The following is a 19,642-nucleotide window of genomic DNA, read 5'->3' as shown; positions in this document are numbered from 1 at the left end:
CCATGGACAAGCCCCACCTGCTGGCGCTGATTGTCGCCACCCTCGCGCATGACCTGGACGTGCTGACCCGCGCGGCGCAAACCGCCTACGAGGCCGCCACCGCCGAAGAGAACATTGCCGAGAACAAGTATGACACGCTGGGCCTGGAGGCCTCGTACCTCGCCACCGGCCAGGCCCGCCGCAGTGCCGAGATCCGCCAGGCGCTGGTGATCTACCAGCAGTTGCTGCTGCGTGATTACGACCCAGCGCGCGGTGTGCAGGTAAGCAACCTGGTGACCCTGGAAAATGAAGATGGCGCGCAACGCCGGCTGTTTCTCGGGCCTGAGGCAGCGGGGTTGAAGATTGGCGAGGGTGACGGACTGGTGACGGTGATTACCCCACGATCGCCGCTGGGGCAGCAACTGCTGGGCAAGCGCGTGGATGACGAGGTGAACCTGGGCGCACAGGTATCGTTCATTGTCGATGTTGTCTGAACCGGCCTCTTCGCGGGCCCGCCCGCTCCCACAAGGATCCCACTGCCTTCAGGGCTGTGATATCCCTGTGGGCGCGGGCGGGCCCGCGAAAGGGCCGGCACAGGCAATAATTCTCTAAAGGGCCTGCAAGGCATCGAACCGCCCCGCCAGCCCCTGTTCGGCAAACTGCTGCACCACAAAATCGATGAACGCCCGGGTCTTGCCCGGCAACAGCTTGTGCTCGGCGAAATACAGGCTGATATGCCCATCGTCCACATACCAGTCCGGCAACACCCGCAGCAGGCGCCCGGCCAGCAAATAGGGCACGGCAAACGGCAGGCTCACCAGGGCAATGCCCAGCGCCTGCTCGGCCACCGCGCACGCCGCGTCCGAATCGCTCATGGTCATCGCCTGACGCAATTGCAGCGGCTGCTGCGCCTGCCAACGGCTGGTCAACGGCCACGAGCGCACCCGCCCGGTCTGCGGTGACCGCACCAGGATGCCGTCATGGCGTTGCAGCGCCTGCGGGTCTTCTATCGGCGCGTGCCGCTGCAGATAAGCCGGCGCCGCCACCAACACCCGGTGCGCGGGGGTCAGCTTGCGCGCCACCACCCCCGGCGGCAGTTCGAAACCACCACCAATCGCTGCATCGAAACCCTGGCCGATCAGGTCGACCTGGCGGTTGTCGAAATGCCAATCCGGGGTAATCGCCGGGTAACGGCGCAAGAATTCCCCCAGCAACGGCAGCACGTACAAACGCCCGAACACGGTGCCCATGCTCACCCGTAACGACCCGGCCGGCTGGCCTTCTGCACTGGCCAGGTTGGCCACGGCGTACTGAATGGTGCGAAAGCTGTCACTGACCTCGCCAAGAAAACGCTGCCCCGCTTCGGTCAAGGTCAGCTTGCGGGTACTACGCTGGAACAACCGCACACCCAGGCGCGCTTCCAGCTGCGCAACGTGCTTGCCCACGGCAGCCGGGGTTAGGCTCAGGCGCCTAGCGGCTTCGGCAAAACTGCCGACCTCGGCACTGCGGATGAAGCATTCCAACGCGCTGAATGATTCCATGGCCATGATTAGCAACCAAAGGTTTACTCTGCTGATAGTGATTACCATCTTATCAGTAGGCAATCGAGCGCCGATACTGTGCCCATCCAAGGCATTTCGGCCTGGCTTCCAGCAGGAGAACAGCATGTCCAAGCAACTTACACTCGAAGGCAAAGTGGCCCTGGTTCAGGGCGGTTCCCGAGGCATTGGTGCAGCCATCGTGCGGCGCCTGGCCCGCGAAGGCGCGCAAGTGGCCTTCACCTATGTCAGCTCTGCCGGCCCGGCTGAAGAACTGGCTCGAGAAATTACCGAAAACGGTGGCAAAGCCTTGGCCCTGCGGGCTGACAGCGCTGATGCCGCGGCCGTGCAACTGGCGGTGGATGACACCGTAAAAGCCTTGGGCCGGCTGGATATCCTGGTCAACAACGCCGGTGTGCTGGCAGTGGCCCCGGTGACAGAGTTCGACCTGGCCGACTTCGATCGCATGCTGGCCGTGAACGTACGCAGCGTGTTCGTCGCCAGCCAGGCCGCCGCACGCTATATGGGCCAGGGGGGTCGTATCATCAACATTGGCAGCACCAACGCTGAACGCATGCCGTTTGCCGGTGGCGCACCGTATGCCATGAGCAAGTCGGCACTGGTTGGCCTGACCCGCGGCATGGCACGCGACCTCGGGCCGCAGGGCATTACCGTGAACAATGTGCAGCCGGGCCCAGTGGACACCGACATGAACCCGGCCAGTGGCGAGTTTGCCGAGAGCCTGATTCCGCTGATGGCCATTGGGCGGTATGGCGAGCCGGAGGAGATTGCCAGCTTTGTGGCATACCTGGCCGGCCCTGAAGCCGGGTATATCACCGGGGCCAGCCTGACTGTAGATGGTGGGTTTGCAGCCTGATTGAACGGTTGCCTGTGCCGCGACAACGCCGGCACAGGCTAGCCTTTCTGTGCCCCCAGGCACTGTCCCATCACGTCCAGAAAAGCCCGGGCAGCCGGTGTGGGGCTGGACGACCACACCGCATACAAGTGCCGCACCGGGGCATCCACCAACCGCGCCACTGCCACCCCTTCGATGCCTTGAGCCACCCGCTCGGGCACCAGGCCGACGGCCATGCCCCGCTGCACGAATTTCTCCACCAGACGAACATGCCCGATCTCGAACTGCACCCGACGCTGCAACCCCAATGCTTCAAACGCCTCGTCGGTCTGGCGTCGCGCCCCGGTGCCTTCGGGGAAATCCACCAACACCTCACCTGCCAAGTCAGCCAGCGCCAGTTGTGCCCTGCCCGCCAGGCGATGCCCCAACGGCAACACCGCCACCAGTTCTTCCCGGGCCAGCAACCGATGCTGCACGCCCTGCACCACCTCGCCCTGCCACAGCCCGATAAAACCCACGTCCAGGCGCCGCTCGAGCACATCAGCAATCAGCAATTCGCTCTTGGCCGTGAGCCAGCGTACATCCACATCCGGGAAACGACCGTGAAACACCGCCAACAGATCGACCAGGTCCAGCGCGGTGAGCGAGCTGATTTCACCAATCGCCAGCCGCCCGCGCACCTGGCCGCAGGCCGCCGCCACGTCATCGGCAATGCGCCGGGCCGCCTCCACCGCGGGCCGTGCACTGAGCACAAAGGCCTCCCCCGCAGGTGTCAGGCGCACCCGTCGCGAACTACGCTCGAACAGGCTCACCCCCAGCTGCGCCTCCAGCCGCGCCACCTGATGGCTAAGGGCCGACTGCACCACATGGCAGCGCTCCGCCGCGCGGGTAAAACTGCCGGTGTCGGCCACGGCAAGGGCATATTCGAGCTGCTTGAGGTTCATCGATTTATCTGCTTTCAAGATGAATAGGTTGAAAACTATACATTGGTGTCATGCCTGACACTTCCTGATAATCATCACCACACACCACTGCCCCCACGAGAATTGCATGCACACCCCCACTCTCAGCCGCGCCTTGATCCTGCTGATGGCCACCGCCACAGGCCTGGCCGTGGCCAGCAACTACTACGCCCAACCGCTGCTGCACAGCATCGCCCAGCAGTTTGGCTTGAGCACCGCCAGCGCCGGCAGCATCGTGATTGCCGCGCAGCTCAGCTATGGCGCCGGCCTGTTACTGCTGGCACCGTTGGGCGACCTGTTCGAGCAGCGCCGGCTGATTACCGTGATGACCGTTGTCTCCACCCTGGGCCTGGTCATCAGCGCCTGTGCACCCAGCCTGCCCTGGCTGCTGCTCGGCACGGCGCTGACCGGGCTGTTCTCGGTGGTGGCACAGATCCTCGTGCCGATGGCAGCGACCCTGAGCGAGCCGCATCAGCGTGGGCGCGCGGTCGGCACGCTGATGAGCGGCCTGCTGCTGGGCATCCTGCTGGCGCGTACTGCTGCCGGCTTCATGGCCGAGCTGGGTGGCTGGCGCAGTATCTACGTGCTGGCCGCCGTGCTGATGGCAGTTACCGCCGTGGCGCTGTACCGCAGCCTGCCACAGCACCACAGCCACGCCGGGCTGAAATACCCGGCACTGATCGGCTCCGTGTTCCGTCTGTTCATCGAAGAGCCTGTGCTGCGCCTGCGCTCGCTGCTCGGTCTGTTGGCATTCAGCCTGTTCGCCCTGTTCTGGACACCCCTGGCGTTTCTGCTGGCGAAAGGCCCCTACCACTATTCGGATGCAGTGATCGGCCTGTTCGGCCTGGCCGGTGCGGCGGGTGCGTTGTCGGCTAACTGGGCCGGGCGCCTGGCAGACCGCGGCAAGGGCGCGCTGGGTACCACCGTGGGCCTGGTGGTGTTGCTGCTGTCGTGGGTGCCGCTGGGGTTTGCCGAACAGTCGCTGCTCGCCTTGCTGCTGGGCGTGCTGATGCTCGACCTGGCGGTACAGCTGGTGCATGTGAGCAACCAGAACGCAGTGATCGCCCTGCGGCCGGAGGCACGTACGCGGCTGAATGCCGGTTATATCACCTGCTACTTCATCGGCGGGGCGCTTGGGTCGTTACTGGGCACGCAGCTGTTCCAGCGCCAGGGCTGGATGGGGATCGTGGTGGCCGGGCTGGTGATTGGCGGGCTGGCGTTGCTGGCCTGGGGATGGGCCGAACGCAAGCGCAAGAATGCCTTGCAGGTGGCCTGAAAAACGCTCGCTGGATTCTTCGCGGGCACGCCCGCTCCCACAGGTGCTTCACAAACCTCAGGGCAGTGATACGCCTGTGGGTACGGGCGTGCCCGCCAAGAGGCCAGCCACGGCGACAAAGTACCGCACTACCCTCCGTCGCAATGCCGTTGACTTGCCTGCCGGGGCAGCGCTCATTAAGCGCTGGAATGCCCTTTCCCTGACAGGATGAATTTATGACAAGACTCACGGTACAGTCCGGCGATTTCTTGCAAGGTGAAGGCGAGTATCGCAATGGATCGCTCACACTCAAGACCGCGCGCAGCCCCTCACCCGGTGAGCGGATTTCCCTGGCACGCATCAGCGACTTGCGGCTGGCCAGCCTGGAAACCAACCGCAGCCTTGGTAGCGCCTTGGGCTGGGGCGTGGCCGGCGCCCTGGTGGCAGGGCCAGTAGGGCTGCTGGCCGGGCTGTGGTTGGGTGGCAAGGAAGAAGAAGCGACCTTCCTGGCCACCTTCAAGGATGGACGCAAGCTGATGGCCATTACCGATGGCAAGACCTGGTCGAAGATCGATGACAACTGGCGGCAGCACAAGCGGCCGATCAAGACAGGCTGACTGAATACGCCGGGCCTGGATCGTTTTATGTAGAGGGCGGCTGGTAAGATGCCGCCTTTTTCATGGCCTGTACCGGCCTCTTCGCGGGTAAACCCGCTCCTACAGGGGTATCACCAACTGGTGTATCGCCACCCGGTGTATCGCCACCCGGTGCATCACCCACGGGTGTATCGCCGCCCGGTGCATCACCAACGGGTGTATCCCAACCGGTGTACCACCAACCAGTGTAGGAGCGGGTTTACCCGCGAAAGGGCCAGTACAGGTATCGCGCATCCAGGAGCCCCACCGCATGCCCCCGCATCACCCCCCGCCTGCCCCTGAGCCTGCTCAGCCTGGGCCTGGCCCTGCAGAGCCCCTCTGTGCTTGCCGAAGACAGCGTGGTGCTGGCCCCGCTGCAGGTCTCCGACACCTACGCCAATGATGGCTACCAGGCACGCCAGGCCGCGGTGGCCGGCTTCCAGCCCGCGCCACTGCTCGACACCCCCGCCTCTGTCAGCGTGTTCAGCCAGCAGTTGCTGGAAGACCGCCAGGTACGCAAGCTTAGCGAAGTGTTGCAAAGCGATGCCTCGGTCGGCGAAAGCTATGCCCCCATCGGCTACTACGAAAACTTCAATGTGCGCGGCTTCGAGCTGAACGCCGCCAGTAGCTATCGCATCAATGGCCAGACCATTGCCGGCGAACAGAACGTAGCCCTGGAAAACAAGCAGCAGGTGGAATTGCTCAAGGGCCTGTCCGGGCTGCAGACCGGCGTGTCGGAGCCGGGCGGCTTGATCAACTATGTGACCAAGCGCGCCGAAGACATACGTAGCGTCACGGTATCGACCAACGAACAGGGCGAACGCTATCTGGCCACCGACCTTGGCGGCTGGTTCGGCAGCGAAAAGCAGTTCGGCCTGCGCGCCAACCTGGCCCATGAAGACATCCGCACCTACGTCGACCACGCTGACGGCAAGCGCGACTTCGCCTCGCTGGCATTCGACTGGCAGATCAACCCGGATGCCACCCTGCAGCTGGATGCCGAGTATCAACACCGCGAACAGTCGTCGGTGCCGGGTTACCAGCTGCTCGGAGGCACTGAAGTGCCACACGGCGTCGACCCGGAAGACCGCCTGGCCTACCAGCATTGGGCAAAGCCCGTGCAGAACGACTCGCTGAACCTGGGCGGGCGCTTCGAATACCGCCTCAACGATACCTGGACCGGCACCGTGAGCGCCTCCCGCAGCAAAGTGGTGATCGACGACTACAGCGCGTTTGCCTGGGGTTCGAGCGAGGGGGCGTTTTTCGGCAGCAATGGTGACTACGACATCTATGACTTCCGCAGCCCCGACGATACCCGCCGAACCGACGAGGCGCAGGCCATGCTCAACGGGCACTTCGATGCGCTGGGGGTGGGGCACGAGCTGACCGTGGGTACCAGTGCGCAGCGACGCACACTGGATCAGCGCCCGTACTACAACGAGTGGCTTGGTACTGGCAACATCCATACCAGCGCCCCGGACCTCGATCCGTCCGACAAACCCGTCGGCGCCAGCGAACGCCGGCTGGACAGCCGCCAGTACGGCTTGTTCGTCAGCGACCGCATCAGCTTCAACGAACAATGGCAGACCGTGCTGGGCGCCCGTGAAGTGCGCCTGGATGAAAAGACTTGGGACGAGAACGGCGTAGCCGGGCGCCATACCCGCCAATACGAGCTGCTGCCCAACGCTGCGCTTATCTACAAACCGCAGCCGAACACCACTGTATACGCCAGCTACGCCAAGGGCCTGTCTGCCGGAGGCACGGCCCCCTGGTTCGCCAGCAATGCAGCTGAAATCCTTGCACCCACCACCTCCCGCCAACTGGAACTTGGCCTCAAGCACGACTGGCAAGGCCTGAGCCTGAGTGCCGCCCTGTTCCAGATCCGCCAGGCGTACCAGTACGCGCGCCCAGACGGCACCGGCAACTTCACCTACGTGCAGCAAGGCCAGCAGAAAAATACCGGCCTGGAACTGGGCGCCAGCGGTCGGGTGACCCCGAACCTGCAGGTACAGGCCAGTGCGGCAGCCATTCGGGCGCGGGTGCAGAACAGCGGCACCGAAGCCTATGAAGGCCACCAGGCGATCAACGTGCCTAAATTCCGGGCGGCGCTGCATGCGGAATATGCCCTGCCGGTTCCGGGGCTGGCGCTGCTGGGCGGGGCGCGGTATAGCGCCAGCAAGTATGCGAGCCAGGCGGGCAATGTGGAGGTTGGCGGGTATACCGTGTTCGACCTTGGCAGCCGCTACAGTACCCGTGTTGGCGGGTATGACACGGTGCTGCGGCTGACGGTGGATAACGTGCTGGACAAGCGATACTGGCGCGATGTGGGCGATTACCTGGGGGATAACTACCTGTTCCAGGGGGCACCGCGTACCGCTCGGCTTTCGGCTTCGATCACCTTCTAGATTGCCGGGGCCGCTCTGCGGCCCTTTCGCGACACAAGGCCGCTCCCACAGGTGTGGACTGCTCCCAAGGGGTTGGATTGGTGTCCAACTTCTTGGGGGCACTCCAATTGCCTGTGGGAGCAACTGTCTTGCTCAATTTCTAAAAGCTGGCGCGATCCGTGTGGGAGCAACTGTCTTGCTCAATTTCTAAAAGCTGGCGCCTTCCCTGTGGGAGCGGGCTTGCCCGCGAACACGGGCGAAGCCCGTGCCATCCACCACGGTGTTGGCTTCGCGGGCAAGCCCGCTTCCACGCGGCTCACGCTGCGTTCTGGATTTACGTTGTACTTTCAGGCTGCGGTAGCACTAGATCGAGCCATGATGTACCCGTTCTGAGCATGGCATTTAACCGCACGATGAACGTTCTCATGCAGGCCACGATAGCGACTTTGGGAAGTTTTCCGCGCTCCCGCAGTGACTGATAACGAGCCTTGAGTGCTGGGTTGTATCTCATCGCCACAAGGCATGCCATGTACAGCGATCGCCTGACCGCAAATCGTCCGCCAGAGATAGAGCGCTTGCCCATGAATTTCCCGCTGTCGTGGTTGAAGGGCGCCACTCCGACCAGGGAGGCAATTTCTCTGGATTCAACCCGACCCAGCTCCGGCAGCAGCGCTACTAGCTTGCCCGCTGTCACCATCCCAATGCCTTTCACTTTAATCAGTTGGGTAACCCGTTCGTCGTTCAGCATCGCGGTTTGCTGTTCGATCTCACGCTCAACCAGTTTGATCTGCGCTTTGAAGTGTTTCAGGTTGGCATTCAGGTAGTTAGCAACTGCAGTCGATTGCACCTGCTTCAGGCGCCGCAGGTCGTCATCTCGCTGTTGAACCAACCGATCACGTTGCTGAAGCAACTCTCGCAGAAGCGCTCGTTCGGGGCTGATTCGCAGGGAGGGTTGATCTGGAATGACTTCGGCATAGTGCGCCAGAACCTCGGCGTCGATGGCGTCAGTCTTGGCCTTGATGCCTAGAGAGTCAGCGAATGACCTGGCTCGCCTGGGATTAACGCGTATGACCTTGTAGCCAGCGTCCTGTAGAAAACGCATGACATCTCGCTCGTAGCCACCCGTCGCCTCTAACAGGACGCGCTTGATACTGAGCTTGCGAAGGCTCTCCAGTAGCGCCTCAAAGCCTGTGGGATCATTGCTTAAATGCATTTTGATGCCCTGTGGCCGCACCGCAGCATCAAGGGAGAGACTGGAAACATCGATACCCAAGAAGGAAGCCATCACCAAAACCTCCTAAACTCAACACAGTGAGAGGACTTTGGCTTGGCCCACGCTTGTGATTCGAGATCAGAGCCGCATCCAACTGTTCGGGCTCTCGCCAAAGTGGAACGGTGAATGGCAGCTTGTGCTCCCACACGTGCTCAAGGCACCTACGGCATTCAGCTTGCCATTCACCGCTCTCACTCCAGATTCTAATCCCCCATCAAGACACAAGCGGCCTTGTGTCGCGATGGGCTGCGCAGCAGCCCCAATGGCCTTGAAAACAAAAAGCCCCCGTGCTTTTCAGCGCGGGGGCTTTTCGTAGAATGTGGCGGTGAAGAAGGGATTTGAACCCTTGATACGATTTCTCGTATACACACTTTCCAGGCGTGCTCCTTCGACCACTCGGACACTTCACCGTTTCTCTTCAAGCCTTGCGGCCTGTCGAGGTGCGCTAATTTAGTGAAAGACTTTCCCTTTGGCAAGCATTTTTTTCAATTTTTTCATGTATTTGCACTTGGGCTGCCATGAGCACTGACCGACCAGTCAGCCTTGCTGCTTTACCTCGCCCCTGGCGCTGGGTAACGTCGTCGCCACGCCAACAAAAGGACTCTGCCATGAGCGAGCTGATTACCTACCACGCCGAAGACGGCATCGCCACCCTTACCCTGAACAACGGCAAGGTCAATGCCATCTCGCCGGACGTCATCACTGCCTTCAATGCAGCGCTGGACCGCGCTACCGAGGAGCGTGCAGTAGTGATCATCACCGGGCAGCCGGGCATTCTGTCAGGCGGTTACGACCTCAAGGTGATGACCCGCGGCCCCAAGGACGCCATCAGCCTGGTCACCGCCGGTTCCACCCTCGCCCGCCGGCTGCTGTCGCACCCGTTCCCGGTGGTGGTCGCCTGCCCCGGCAATGCGGTGGCCAAGGGCGCCTTCCTGCTGCTGTCGGCCGACTACCGCATTGGCGTCGATGGGCCATACAAGGTATGCCTGAACGAAGTGCAAATCGGCATGACCATGCACCACGCCGGCATTGAACTGGCCCGCGACCGCCTGCGCCGCTCGGCCTTCCACCGCTCGGTGATCAATGCCGAAGTATTTGACCCGCAGGGTGCCGTGGATGCCGGCTTCCTCGACAAGGTGGTACCGGCCGAGCAGTTGCAGGAAGCGGCAATGACTGCAGCACGAGAGCTGAAGAAGCTGAACATGCTGGCGCACAAGAACACCAAGCTGAAAGTGCGCAAAGGGCTGCTGGAGGCGCTGGACAAGGCGATCAAGCTGGATCAGCAGCATATGGGCTAGACGCACGGGCCCTTTTCGCGGGCTTGCCCGCGAAAAGGCCGGAACAGGCCTGCACCAAGGTTTGCCCCAACCAGTGCACACCCGTACACTGCCCCGCGACCGTCTGGTGTGAGCCGTACCATGCTTTATTCATTGCGTATGTTCCTGCTGGGGCTGCATTTTCTTGCCGTTGGCGCCGTGGGCCTGATCATTGGTCTGTGCCGCCCCTTCAACCCTGACAACAGCCGCGTTTTCGCCCGGCTCTACAGCTTGCCGGCCACCTGGCTGATGCGCATCAAGGTCAAGGCCGAAGTCGGCCCATTGTGGGACCATCCACCCGGGTGTGTGATCGTGGCCAACCACCAGTCCAACTTCGACCTGTTCGTGCTGGGCCAAGTGGTGCCGCAACGCACCGTCGCCATCGGCAAGAAGAGCCTGGGCTGGATCCCGCTGTTCGGCCAATTGTTCTGGCTGGGCGGCAACGTGCTGGTCGACCGCAAGAATGCCTATCAGGCACGCAGGGCCATACAGAAGACCACCCGGGTTCTGCAGGACGACACCTCGATCTGGATTTTCCCCGAAGGCACCCGCAATCCCGGCGAGCATTTGCTGGCGTTCAAGAAAGGCGCGTTTCACATGGCCATCGAGGCCGGTGTGCCGATCGTGCCGGTCTGCGTCAGCCGCTATGCCAGGCGCCTGAGTCTGAACAGCTGGCGCCAGCGCACGGTGATTGTGCGCTCGCTGCCGCCCATTGCCACGACGGGCATGACGCTGCAGGACCTGCCCGCGCTGATCGAGCAATGCCGGGTGCAAATGCAGCAGTGCATTGACCGCATGGAAAAAGAACTGGCCTGATCCGGGGTTGCTCTGGAGCCGGGTACAGCCCAAGCTGTATCCGTGTTCAATCGAATAAGCGGACAACCATGGGTCGAGTCGTGGCATCGGCGGTGTACAGCGCCGGCAGAAAGGTCACCAACATCAGCATCGACGAAGGCAGCGAGTGGGCGCGCAAGCCGGGGCATTTTGTGTGGATCGGCCTGGAAGAGCCCAATGCCGAAGAGCTGGCCAACCTGCAGTCGCAGTTCAACCTGCACGAACTGGCCATCGAAGATGCCCTGGAAAAACACAGCCGGCCCAAGCTGGAAACCTTCGGTGACGCGTTGTTCATCGTCACTTATTCGCCAGTGCGCCACGAAGGCAAACTGGAATTCATCGAGACCCATATCTTCGCGGGCAACGGCTACATCATCACCTGCCGCAACGGCCACTCCAAATCCTACGCCATGGTCCGCCAGCGCTGCGAGGCTCGGCCCCTGCTGCTGGAACATGGCGAAGACTTCGTGCTGTACGCCCTGCTCGACTTCGTCACCGAGAACTACCAACCGGTCAGCGAGGCCATTCATGGCGAGATCGAAGCGCTGGAGGAAAGCGTACTGGGCGGCTCGCTGCGGGAAGACGACATCCGCCGCCTGCACAGCCTGCGCCGTGACATCCTGCGCCTGCGCCGCTACGTGGCACCCCTGGTTGAAGTGAGCGAAGAACTGCAGCGCCTGAGCTTCCCGTTCATCGACAAGAACATGCGCCCGTACTTTCGTGATGTGCAAATTCACGTGACACGGCAGATGGAAGACTTGGCCGGCATACGCGACATTGCCAGCCAGACGATCGAGATCGGCATGCTGCTGGAATCGTCACGGCAAAGCATCGTGCAGCGCAAATTCGCGGCCTGGGCGGCGATTCTGGCATTCCCTACGGCCATTGCCGGGGTTTACGGGATGAACTTCCAGAACATGCCGGAGCTGAGCTGGCACTACGGTTACTTCGCGGTACTGGGGGTGATTGCGACGGGGTGTGCCGGGTTGTATGCCAGCTTCAAGAAATCGGGTTGGCTTTGATGGCCTCTTCGCGGGCGTGCCCGCGAAGGGTTGCCACCGCTTAAGCGGCGCTGTCGCTGGCCTTTGATGGCTGCTGGATGAACCGCAACATCCACTCCCCTACCAAATCACCCTGGTGCTCGGTGGCCAGGCTGGCAACGGCCTTGTGGTACACCTCGTCACCCAGGTATTCCTGGCGCGCATCGAGCAGTGCTCGGGAGTAGTCATGCACGAATTCCGGGTGGCCCTGGAAGCACAGCACCTGGTCGCGAATGTGGTACGCCGCATTCGGGCAGAAATCGCTGGAGGCAATCACCGTAGCGCCTTCCGGCAGTTCGGTCACCTGGTCCTGGTGACTGATCAGCAAGGTCAGCTCCGACACCTCCGGGTCCATCCAGGGCGCATGCGCCGCCAACGAGTAGCGATGAATACCCACGCCCCAGCCTTGCTCAGCCCGCTCGGCCTTGCCACCCAGGGTCAAGGCCAGCAACTGGTGGCCAAAACACACGCCCAGCAGCTTTTCACCGCGCTCGTACAACTTGAGCAGGTAGGCCTTTAGCGTCTGGATCCACGGGTCGGTACCGAACGAATCGGCCTTGCTGCCCGTCACAAGGTAGGCATCAAACTTTTCACTGTCGGCGGGATAGTCGCCGTGCATCACGTTGTACACACAAAATTCGGCGGCAATCGGCTGACGCGAGAAGAGCTGCTCGAACATCCTGCCGTAGCCCTGATATTGCGCCGTCAACTCCGGTCGCAGGACATCGGTTTCAAGGATGCAGATGCGTAACGACATAGGGGTAGTCCTGAACGACATGGGTGGGAATCTGCTGTAGAGACTGCCGCGAAAGGCACGTACAAGCAAGTAGGCTGCACTGACGAACGGTCACATTTCGTCGGCGCCTGCCGGGTACTTGCGCCACTGTCTAGATAGAGCGTGTCAGCTAGATAGCACTTAGCCTCATAGCCAGAGGAATGGTTTTAGTGCACGGTTAGAACAAAGGGTTCTCAAATATGGATAACGCACACCCTACTGTTGAAGGTATATCCACTTTCAAGCGGCAAGCAGTCCGGCGCCATTCAACGCCGCTGCGATCGACCCGAAGCGCGACAAGGAAGCCAACGGGTATTCAGGAATAACAACAAGAAGGCGGTCCGCCATGTTCAGACAATCGAAAATTCGCCAAGCTGGGCTCATTTTATTTGCCACCACGTTGCTGTTGATCTTGCCGAACCTGACACGTTTGTTTGGCTGACTGCGGCAGTGGCGCCAACGGGCAACGCACAGGTAACCTGCTGGCCTTGATGGTCGGAGATCGCCTATGCGCCACTGCCTTGCCCTGCTAGCGTTGCTCCTGAGCCTGCCATTGTCGGCGGCGCAACTGCACCTTGAACTGGGCGCGACACCGCGCCAGTGGAGCAGCGCCGAACTGCTTGGCCACCCTGAGGCCCAGGACATCAGCATCGAACAGGACGTATCCTACAAACGCCCCATGCACTATCGGGCGGTGCCACTGGTCACGCTGCTGAAAGGCGTGACTGCCAGCGATCACCTTCAGGCCGTGGCGCTGGATGGCTTTGCCGCCGAAATGCCCGCTGCGCCCTTGCTGCAGCAAGGGCCGGCACGGGCATGGCTGGCCGTGGAAGACCCCGACACGCCGTGGCCGTCACTGGGTCCAGGCAAGCCAGGTGCCGGGCCGTTCTACCTGGTGTGGACTGCGCCGCAGGCCAGCGGCATCCGCCCTGAACAGTGGCCATTCCAGATCGCCACCCTTCGCAAGCTGGCCCCGGTGGACCAGCGGTTTCCTGCGCTGCTACCCGACCCGAAGCTGCCGGCCGACAGCCCGGTGCGCCAGGGCTTTGCCCTGTTCCAGCAGAATTGCCTGGTGTGCCACCGGTTGAACGGTGCGGGGGATGGGCAGGTGGGGCCGGACTTGAATGTGCCGTATAACCCGACCGAGTATTTTCAGCCGGTTTATTTACGCAAGTTGATACGCGACCCGCAAAGCCTGCGGCGGTGGCCGCAGGCGAAGATGCCGGGGTTTGCCGAAAGTGTGTTGAGTGAACAGGAACTGGATGCGCTGCTGGCCTATTTGGGGCACATGGCAGCGCGTAAGCCTTGAGGGCCTCTTCGCGGGTAAACCCGCGCCTACACGGTGGTGGAGGGTGGACACAGGTCGTCGTAGGCGCGGGTTCACCCGCGAAAGGGCCGGTCCTGCTGGCCAATATCCCCGGCCGTTCATCGTTGCCGCCGCCACCGTATTCGCGGGTGAACCCGCTCCTACAACGGCAGGGGGTGTCCACCCTCCATCAATGTGTAGGCGCGGGTTAACCCGCGAACGGGCCAACACAAAACTGTCAGGCCGTGAGCCGTTCGTGCTTGACGCCCCACCCTTCCACCTCACCCCCATACGGTGTCACCAACTGCTCGAAGGCCTCTTCAAAGTCGCCAATCCCGCCATGGGTGGCGTACATGACCTTGCTCAGTTCCAGGTGCCAGGCACCGTCGCCCAGCTCCTTCACCTGGGCATTGAGCGATTCCCCGCGAAACTGCCCGGCTGCACGACGGGCCCCTGCTTCGTCCGGGAATACGGCATAGAACTCGATGGGGTGGATCTGGGTGAAGTCGAAACCGCCTGCTTTCATCTGGCGCAGGACGTTGCTGCTGATATCGTCGTTCTGGCTGCTCATGAATCGTCCTCCTGAATAAAGCAATGGATAGACTTTCCGTGCACTACGCACCTGCCGGCAAAGGCCGTGCAGTTCGAGCTGATGCAAGACGCGAATTGTAGCGGCGCCAACCCGCAGAACAGGCAGGCCCTTCTCCAGCGTAGTGCCTGCCAAGGCACCACGCAAACGTGTGGTTCAGGGGACTTCGTGAATGCTGGTGATGGTCACACCACTATGCTCTTTGAGCCAGCGTGCGGTTGGGGAGATGATACGGTCCTGGAAGTCGTTGAGGTCCAGCTCGTCCATCACCGGAAACAGGTGTGAGCGGATGGCCCGCGCAACGTCTTCCTCGCTGGGGCAATGCTCGGCATGCAACAGCAATGTGGACGGTTCGCCCTTCTGGTCGGCAAAAATGACTTCCCACTCTTTCATTGAACGGACCCTCTCAGTCAACGAACACCAGGTGTGTGATGCCTGAATAACTGACCTTGGGGCGGGGATAATGTTCAGTCTGGGAAAATTGTGCGGGGCCCATTCGCGGGCTTGCCCGCTCGCACAGGGCCAGCACAAGGTTCGAACCCTGTGCAATGCCTGTGGGAGCGGGCAAGCCCGCGAATGGGCCGCAACGCGGCCCCGGTTTACTTCGGTGTGCCGTGCACCACGCCAGCGGTGTTATCCAGCAGGCTCTTGGTCGCCGTCTGGATATACGCTTCCAGCTTCTTGAGCATTTCCGGCTGGTCCGGGCTTTCGATCAGTTCGGCCTTGAACTCGCTGCCCAACTGGTAGCGGTACATCCGCGGGCTCATGTCCTTGGACTCGATCAGGATACGGTCACCCTGCACCAGCCCGACAATCTGCTCGCTGCCCGACGGCTTGATCATGCCCACGCCCTGGTCACCCTCGGGCAGGTTGAGCAGGTCACGCCCCCAGCACTGGTGGCGAGCCTTGCCACCCAGGCGGCCCATGATGGTCGGCACGATGTCGACCTGGGTACCCACAGTGTGGTTCACCGCACCGAACTTCTCCTGAATGCCCGGGGCAATCAGCAGCAGCGGCACGTTGAAGCGGCCCAGGTCCAGCTCGGTAACCTGCTGGTGGTTGCCAAAGCCATGGTCACCGACGATGACGAACAGGGTGTCCTTGAAGTAAGGCTCTTTACGCGCCTTCTCGAAGAACTGGCCCAGCGCCCAGTCCGAATAACGCATGGCGGTCAGGTGCTCGTCCAGACGGCCCTGGCCGGTCACTTTCTCTACCGGCAAATCCTTCGGCAGGGCATACGGCGTGTGGTTGGACAGCGTCTGCAGCAGCGCGTAGATCGGCTTCTTGCCATCGTGCTTGGCCAGCTCTTCGTTGCCGCGGTCGAACATGTCCTGGTCGGACACACCCCAGGTCGGGTCGGAGAACACCGGGTTGACGAAGTCATTACGGCCGATGAAGGTGGTCATCCCCTGGTTGCCGAAGAACCCGGACTGGTTGTCCCAGGCAAAGTCGCCGTTGTAGACGTACACGTCGTCGTAGTCACGGGCGCTGAGCAGCGCCGGCAGGCCCGACAGCTTATGGCCGCCTTCCGGGGTCTGCATCAGGTATTCGAAACCTGGCAGGTTGGGGAAGCAGGCCATGGTGGCGAACATGCCCTGGTGGGTATGGGTGCCGTTGGAGAAGAAGCGGTCGAACAGCAGGCCTTCTTTGGCCAGCTTGTCGAAGTACGGGGTGATGTTGTTGGGGCTGCCAAGCGCGCCTACCGAGTGGCCGGCGAAGCTTTCCATCAGGATCACCACCACGTTCTTGATCGGCAGGGTACGGTCAGCCGGCGGCACAAAGTCGCGGCGGATAGCGGCTTCGTCGGCGTCGACCAGCGTGTCGTGGGCGGTCAGCAGTTGCTCACGCACACTTTGCGTGGCCACGTCCTGCTCCAGGACTGGCTTCCAGATGTTGGCACGGTCCTCGCCAAAACGGCTCTTGGCAGCGTCGATCAGGGTCAGGGTGCCGTTCAGGCCCAGCTGGTTGACGAAGTTGGAGTCCGTGGTGAAGGCATCACCCCAGCGCATCGGCGGGCCCTGGCGCAGGGTGCCACGGGCAGCGACCACGGCCACCAGCAAGATCACCATGAATACCGCCAGGCGCTTGTACCACGGGGCAACGCGGTACAGGCCTTCGGCACGGGTGGCGCGATCGATACCTTTGAACAGCAGGCTCAGCAGCCAGGTCCCGAAGGCCCAGGCCAGCAGGTAGCGGACCACCGGGAAACCGTACCAGAGCATGCTCATGACGGTTTTCGGGTCTTCCTTGATGTATTGGAAAACCAAGCCGTTGAGGCGCTGGTGGAACTCGCGGTAGAAGTCCATTTCCATCAGGCCGAGGAACATCACCACGCTCGAAGCGAGGGTCAGCCAGAAACGGAACACGCCACGCCGGGCCATGGCCCAGGGGCTGAGGATGGCCAGCAGCAGCGGAATACTGATGTAAACCACCACCCGCAGGTCGAAGCGCAAGCCGTTGAGGAAGCCTTCGGCGACCGTCGAATAAGGGGTATCGCCGACCATGTCGTTGTTGTAGGCCAGCAGCGCCAGGCGCACGAGGCTGAGCATCAGCATGATCACCAGGCCGCTGAGCAGCGTATAGGCCAGGTGGGATTTCAAGGTCGGCGAAAATGACGTTCGCGCGCCCTGTTGCTTCAAGGCGTCCGTGTTAGCCATGAATGGGAAGGTCCTAGGATTGCGGTTTGCGAAGAGGCGATGGCGCTAGGCCAACGCAGCATTATGCGGGTGCGGATTCTGTTTAAACCAATGTGAAAATTTTGTCACGGCCCTATTACTGGCTATGTCAGTAACGCGCCTAGAGCCGCACATTTCCCCGCGGCCCGGCAATCGCCCAGATCACCAGCCCCACCACCGGCAGCAAGGCGATCAACAAGATCCACAACACCTTGATGCCCACCTCGCTGCCACTCTTGATCACGTTGAGAATGGCCCAGATATCCAGCGCCAGAATGATCAGCCCGACCAGGCTGTTGAAGGTAGATCCCATGTCTGAATTCCTGTCCAGAGGCTTTGCTGCACAGCATAGTCAGCTATCGCACCAATAGAAGGGAATCCTTGGCGGATGTCGCAGGTCCCTCGGTAGACTGACTGCATTCACTGATTCGAGGTTCGCATGCCGCCCACTCACAGCCAAAGCGCCGCCCCCTCTTCACTGCTGCAGGCCTGGCGCCAGCAGGTTTCCGATACCCCCTGGCTCAGCGCCGGCCTGGGGCTGAGCCTGCTGGCGGTGTGCGTGCTGCTGGCCGCCAGCCTCTGGAACGCGGTGAACGGCGACCATGCCGACAACCTGCACCTGGCCATGCTGGGCGGGTTGTCCGGCTTTGGGGCCACCGCACTGGGCGCCGTGCTGGCAGTGGTGCTGCGCGATGTCAACGCGCGCACCCAGGACGTGATGCTGGGCTTTGCTGCCGGCATGATGCTGGCCGCCAGCTCGTTTTCGCTGATTTTGCCGGGCCTGGAGGCTGCCCGAGAGATCACGGGCAACGGCCCGGCCGCTGCGTTTACCGTGGTGCTGGGCATGGGCCTGGGTGTGCTGCTGATGCTGGGCCTGGACCGCTTCACCCCGCATGAACACGAAAGCACCGGCCCGTGCGGCCCCGAAGCCGAGCGCATCAGCCGGGTGTGGCTGTTTGTGCTGGCGATTACCCTGCACAACCTGCCTGAAGGCATGGCGATTGGCGTGAGCTTTGCCAATGGCGACATGAACATCGGCCTGCCACTGACCAGTGCCATCGCCATTCAGGACATCCCCGAGGGGCTGGCCGTGGCGCTGGCCTTGCGCGCCACGGGGCTTTCCAACCTGAAGGCCGCGTTGGTGGCGATAGGGTCGGGCCTGATGGAGCCGCTAGGGGCGGTGATCGGGCTGGGGATTTCTACCGGCTTTGCCCTCGCCTACCCGATCAGCATGGGGCTGGCGGCGGGGGCGATGATCTTTGTGGTCAGCCACGAGGTGATCCCCGAAACCCACCGCAACGGGCACCAGACAGCGGCGACCCTGGGGTTGATGGGTGGGTTTGCGGTGATGATGTTTCTCGACACTGCGCTGGGCTGAAGCTGAACACCGGCCTGTGGGAGGGGCCTTGTGTCGCGAAAGGGCCGCGAAGCGGCCCCGGCATTATTTGCACCGACGCTGAAATCCCGGGGCTGCTGTGCAGCCCTTTCGCGACACAAGGCCGCTCCCACAAAGCCTATGCCAGGCTTCAGATGTGTACGGCGACCTTCAGGGCTTCCAGCGCCGGCTCGACCTAGCTGCCCAGCGATGCTCCCAGCTCCATTACCCGGGGTTGATGGGTGGGTTTGCGGTGATGATGTCTCTCGACACTGCGCTGGGCTGAAGCTGAACACCGGCCTGTGGGAGCGGCCTTGTGTCGCGAAAGGGCCGCGAAGCGGCCCCGGCATTATTTGCATCGACGCTGAAACCCCGGGGCTGCTGTGCAGCCCTTTCGCGACACAAGGCCGCTCCCACAAAGCCTATGCCAGGCTTCAGATGTGTACGGCGACCTTCAGGGCTTCCAGCGCCGGCTCGACCTAGCTGCCCAGCGATGCTCCCAGCTCCATTACCCGGGGTTGATGGGTGGGTTTGCGGTGATGATGTCTCTCGACACTGCGCTGGGCTGAAGCTGAACACCGGCCTGTGGGAGCGGCCTTGTGTCGCGAAAGGGCCGCGAAGCGGCCCCGGCATTATTTGCACCGACGCTGAAATCCCGGGGCTGCCGTGCAGCCCTTTCGCGACACAAGGCCGCTCCCACAAAGCCTATGCCAGGCTTCAGATGTGTACGGCGACCTTCAGGGCTTCCAGCGCCGGCTCGACCTAGCTGCCCAGCGATGCTCCCAGCTCCATTACCCGGGGTTGATGGATGGGTTTGCGGTGATGATGTTTCTCGATACTGCGCTGGGCT

General features: G+C 62.1%; 18 protein-coding genes and 1 tRNA gene. 10 read left to right on the top strand and 9 right to left on the bottom strand.

Features of this window, described 5'->3' with window-relative positions:
- Window positions 1-2: 2 nt before the first annotated feature.
- Window positions 3-473, top strand: coding sequence for a GreA/GreB family elongation factor (locus V6093_RS24835; protein ID WP_003252864.1), 471 nt, complete (start codon window positions 3-5; stop codon window positions 471-473).
- A gap of 114 nt (window positions 474-587) precedes the next feature.
- On the opposite strand, the gene V6093_RS24830 is transcribed toward V6093_RS24835, so the two are convergent.
- Window positions 588-1,526 (bottom strand): LysR family transcriptional regulator, encoded by a 939-nt coding sequence (locus V6093_RS24830; RefSeq protein WP_019752255.1) that lies wholly within the window; start codon window positions 1,524-1,526, stop codon window positions 588-590.
- A gap of 118 nt (window positions 1,527-1,644) precedes the next feature.
- Here V6093_RS24830 and V6093_RS24825 point away from each other — a divergent pair, with 118 nt between their 5' ends.
- Window positions 1,645-2,394: a 3-oxoacyl-ACP reductase family protein gene (locus V6093_RS24825; protein WP_003252861.1), complete on the top strand. Its 750-nt coding sequence runs from the start codon at window positions 1,645-1,647 to the stop codon at window positions 2,392-2,394.
- A 38-nt stretch (window positions 2,395-2,432) separates the two neighbouring features.
- Here the strand turns inward: V6093_RS24825 and V6093_RS24820 are convergent, their stop codons facing one another.
- On the bottom strand, window positions 2,433-3,317 hold the full coding sequence (locus V6093_RS24820) for a LysR family transcriptional regulator (protein WP_406669654.1): 885 nt from the start codon (window positions 3,315-3,317) through the stop codon (window positions 2,433-2,435).
- A gap of 106 nt (window positions 3,318-3,423) precedes the next feature.
- Here V6093_RS24820 and V6093_RS24815 point away from each other — a divergent pair, with 106 nt between their 5' ends.
- The 3 genes from V6093_RS24815 to V6093_RS24805 all read left to right on the top strand — a co-directional run bounded on the left by V6093_RS24815 (window position 3,424) and on the right by V6093_RS24805 (window position 7,630).
- Complete coding sequence (locus V6093_RS24815; protein ID WP_014754115.1) at window positions 3,424-4,611, top strand: MFS transporter; 1,188 nt, start codon at window positions 3,424-3,426, stop codon at window positions 4,609-4,611.
- Window positions 4,612-4,826: 215 nt separating this feature from the next.
- Window positions 4,827-5,207, top strand: coding sequence for a hypothetical protein (locus tag V6093_RS24810; RefSeq protein ID WP_003252855.1), 381 nt, complete (start codon window positions 4,827-4,829; stop codon window positions 5,205-5,207).
- A gap of 299 nt (window positions 5,208-5,506) precedes the next feature.
- The gene (locus tag V6093_RS24805; protein ID WP_406669830.1) at window positions 5,507-7,630 is read left to right on the top strand and encodes a TonB-dependent siderophore receptor; all 2,124 of its coding nucleotides are present in this window, start codon (window positions 5,507-5,509) and stop codon (window positions 7,628-7,630) included.
- Between the two features lie 313 nt (window positions 7,631-7,943).
- On the opposite strand, the gene V6093_RS24800 is transcribed toward V6093_RS24805, so the two are convergent.
- Both V6093_RS24800 and V6093_RS24795 read right to left on the bottom strand, forming a co-directional pair.
- Window positions 7,944-8,894, bottom strand: coding sequence for an IS110 family transposase (locus tag V6093_RS24800; protein WP_004577666.1), 951 nt, complete (start codon window positions 8,892-8,894; stop codon window positions 7,944-7,946).
- A 308-nt stretch (window positions 8,895-9,202) separates the two neighbouring features.
- Window positions 9,203-9,292 (bottom strand) — tRNA-Ser (locus V6093_RS24795).
- A 198-nt stretch (window positions 9,293-9,490) separates the two neighbouring features.
- Between V6093_RS24795 and V6093_RS24790 the strand changes: the two genes are divergently transcribed.
- The 3 genes from V6093_RS24790 (at window position 9,491) to V6093_RS24780 (ending at window position 12,054) form a co-directional block, all read left to right on the top strand.
- Complete coding sequence (locus V6093_RS24790) at window positions 9,491-10,180, top strand: crotonase/enoyl-CoA hydratase family protein (protein WP_004577087.1); 690 nt, start codon at window positions 9,491-9,493, stop codon at window positions 10,178-10,180.
- Between the two features lie 120 nt (window positions 10,181-10,300).
- On the top strand, window positions 10,301-11,014 hold the full coding sequence (locus V6093_RS24785; protein WP_004577086.1) for a 1-acyl-sn-glycerol-3-phosphate acyltransferase: 714 nt from the start codon (window positions 10,301-10,303) through the stop codon (window positions 11,012-11,014).
- Between the two features lie 68 nt (window positions 11,015-11,082).
- Window positions 11,083-12,054, top strand: a complete 972-nt coding sequence (locus V6093_RS24780; protein ID WP_010952874.1) for a magnesium and cobalt transport protein CorA — start codon at window positions 11,083-11,085, stop codon at window positions 12,052-12,054.
- A gap of 40 nt (window positions 12,055-12,094) precedes the next feature.
- Here the strand turns inward: V6093_RS24780 and V6093_RS24775 are convergent, their stop codons facing one another.
- The gene (locus V6093_RS24775; protein ID WP_003252828.1) at window positions 12,095-12,829 is read right to left on the bottom strand and encodes an amidotransferase; all 735 of its coding nucleotides are present in this window, start codon (window positions 12,827-12,829) and stop codon (window positions 12,095-12,097) included.
- Between the two features lie 526 nt (window positions 12,830-13,355).
- Here V6093_RS24775 and V6093_RS24770 point away from each other — a divergent pair.
- On the top strand, window positions 13,356-14,156 hold the full coding sequence (locus V6093_RS24770) for a cytochrome c (RefSeq protein WP_265979448.1): 801 nt from the start codon (window positions 13,356-13,358) through the stop codon (window positions 14,154-14,156).
- 235 nt (window positions 14,157-14,391) lie between these two features.
- On the opposite strand, the gene V6093_RS24765 is transcribed toward V6093_RS24770, so the two are convergent.
- The 4 genes from V6093_RS24765 to V6093_RS24750 form a co-directional block, all read right to left on the bottom strand.
- Window positions 14,392-14,724 (bottom strand): ribonuclease E inhibitor RraB, encoded by a 333-nt coding sequence (locus tag V6093_RS24765; RefSeq protein ID WP_003252824.1) that lies wholly within the window; start codon window positions 14,722-14,724, stop codon window positions 14,392-14,394.
- Between the two features lie 174 nt (window positions 14,725-14,898).
- Entirely contained in the window at window positions 14,899-15,135 is a 237-nt protein-coding gene (locus V6093_RS24760; RefSeq protein WP_003252823.1) for a hypothetical protein, read from the bottom strand.
- A gap of 206 nt (window positions 15,136-15,341) precedes the next feature.
- On the bottom strand, window positions 15,342-17,399 hold the full coding sequence (locus tag V6093_RS24755; RefSeq protein ID WP_003252821.1) for an LTA synthase family protein: 2,058 nt from the start codon (window positions 17,397-17,399) through the stop codon (window positions 15,342-15,344).
- 139 nt (window positions 17,400-17,538) lie between these two features.
- Window positions 17,539-17,730 (bottom strand): PLDc N-terminal domain-containing protein, encoded by a 192-nt coding sequence (locus V6093_RS24750; protein ID WP_003252818.1) that lies wholly within the window; start codon window positions 17,728-17,730, stop codon window positions 17,539-17,541.
- A 126-nt stretch (window positions 17,731-17,856) separates the two neighbouring features.
- Between V6093_RS24750 and V6093_RS24745 the strand changes: the two genes are divergently transcribed.
- Entirely contained in the window at window positions 17,857-18,795 is a 939-nt protein-coding gene (locus V6093_RS24745) for a ZIP family metal transporter (protein ID WP_012053339.1), read from the top strand.
- Window positions 18,796-19,642 lie beyond the last annotated feature (847 nt).

This window comes from Pseudomonas putida group bacterium ESBL64, from assembly GCF_045277175.1.
GTDB classification, from domain to species: Bacteria; Pseudomonadota; Gammaproteobacteria; order Pseudomonadales; family Pseudomonadaceae; genus Aquipseudomonas; species Aquipseudomonas alloputida.
The sequence above is the reverse complement of the archived record's forward strand: the minus strand, read 5'-3'. Positions and strand labels throughout refer to the sequence as shown.

Bases quoted from the DNA above. Each gene is read 5' to 3' on its own strand.
- V6093_RS24745 (WP_012053339.1), top strand. From the start codon at position 17,857: ATGCCGCCCACTCACAGCCAAAGCGCCGCCCCCTCTTCACTGCTGCAG.
- V6093_RS24780 (WP_010952874.1), top strand. From the start codon at position 11,083: ATGGGTCGAGTCGTGGCATCGGCGGTGTACAGCGCCGGCAGAAAGGTC.
- V6093_RS24785 (WP_004577086.1), top strand. From the start codon at position 10,301: ATGCTTTATTCATTGCGTATGTTCCTGCTGGGGCTGCATTTTCTTGCC.
- V6093_RS24835 (WP_003252864.1), top strand. From the start codon at position 3: ATGGACAAGCCCCACCTGCTGGCGCTGATTGTCGCCACCCTCGCGCAT.
- V6093_RS24775 (WP_003252828.1), bottom strand. From the start codon at position 12,829: ATGTCGTTACGCATCTGCATCCTTGAAACCGATGTCCTGCGACCGGAG.
- V6093_RS24770 (WP_265979448.1), top strand. From the start codon at position 13,356: ATGCGCCACTGCCTTGCCCTGCTAGCGTTGCTCCTGAGCCTGCCATTG.
- V6093_RS24815 (WP_014754115.1), top strand. From the start codon at position 3,424: ATGCACACCCCCACTCTCAGCCGCGCCTTGATCCTGCTGATGGCCACC.
- V6093_RS24825 (WP_003252861.1), top strand. From the start codon at position 1,645: ATGTCCAAGCAACTTACACTCGAAGGCAAAGTGGCCCTGGTTCAGGGC.
- V6093_RS24830 (WP_019752255.1), bottom strand. From the start codon at position 1,526: ATGGCCATGGAATCATTCAGCGCGTTGGAATGCTTCATCCGCAGTGCC.
- V6093_RS24790 (WP_004577087.1), top strand. From the start codon at position 9,491: ATGAGCGAGCTGATTACCTACCACGCCGAAGACGGCATCGCCACCCTT.
- V6093_RS24820 (WP_406669654.1), bottom strand. From the start codon at position 3,317: ATGAACCTCAAGCAGCTCGAATATGCCCTTGCCGTGGCCGACACCGGC.
- V6093_RS24760 (WP_003252823.1), bottom strand. From the start codon at position 15,135: ATGAAAGAGTGGGAAGTCATTTTTGCCGACCAGAAGGGCGAACCGTCC.
- V6093_RS24750 (WP_003252818.1), bottom strand. From the start codon at position 17,730: ATGGGATCTACCTTCAACAGCCTGGTCGGGCTGATCATTCTGGCGCTG.
- V6093_RS24755 (WP_003252821.1), bottom strand. From the start codon at position 17,399: ATGGCTAACACGGACGCCTTGAAGCAACAGGGCGCGCGAACGTCATTT.
- V6093_RS24765 (WP_003252824.1), bottom strand. From the start codon at position 14,724: ATGAGCAGCCAGAACGACGATATCAGCAGCAACGTCCTGCGCCAGATG.
- V6093_RS24800 (WP_004577666.1), bottom strand. From the start codon at position 8,894: ATGGCTTCCTTCTTGGGTATCGATGTTTCCAGTCTCTCCCTTGATGCT.
- V6093_RS24810 (WP_003252855.1), top strand. From the start codon at position 4,827: ATGACAAGACTCACGGTACAGTCCGGCGATTTCTTGCAAGGTGAAGGC.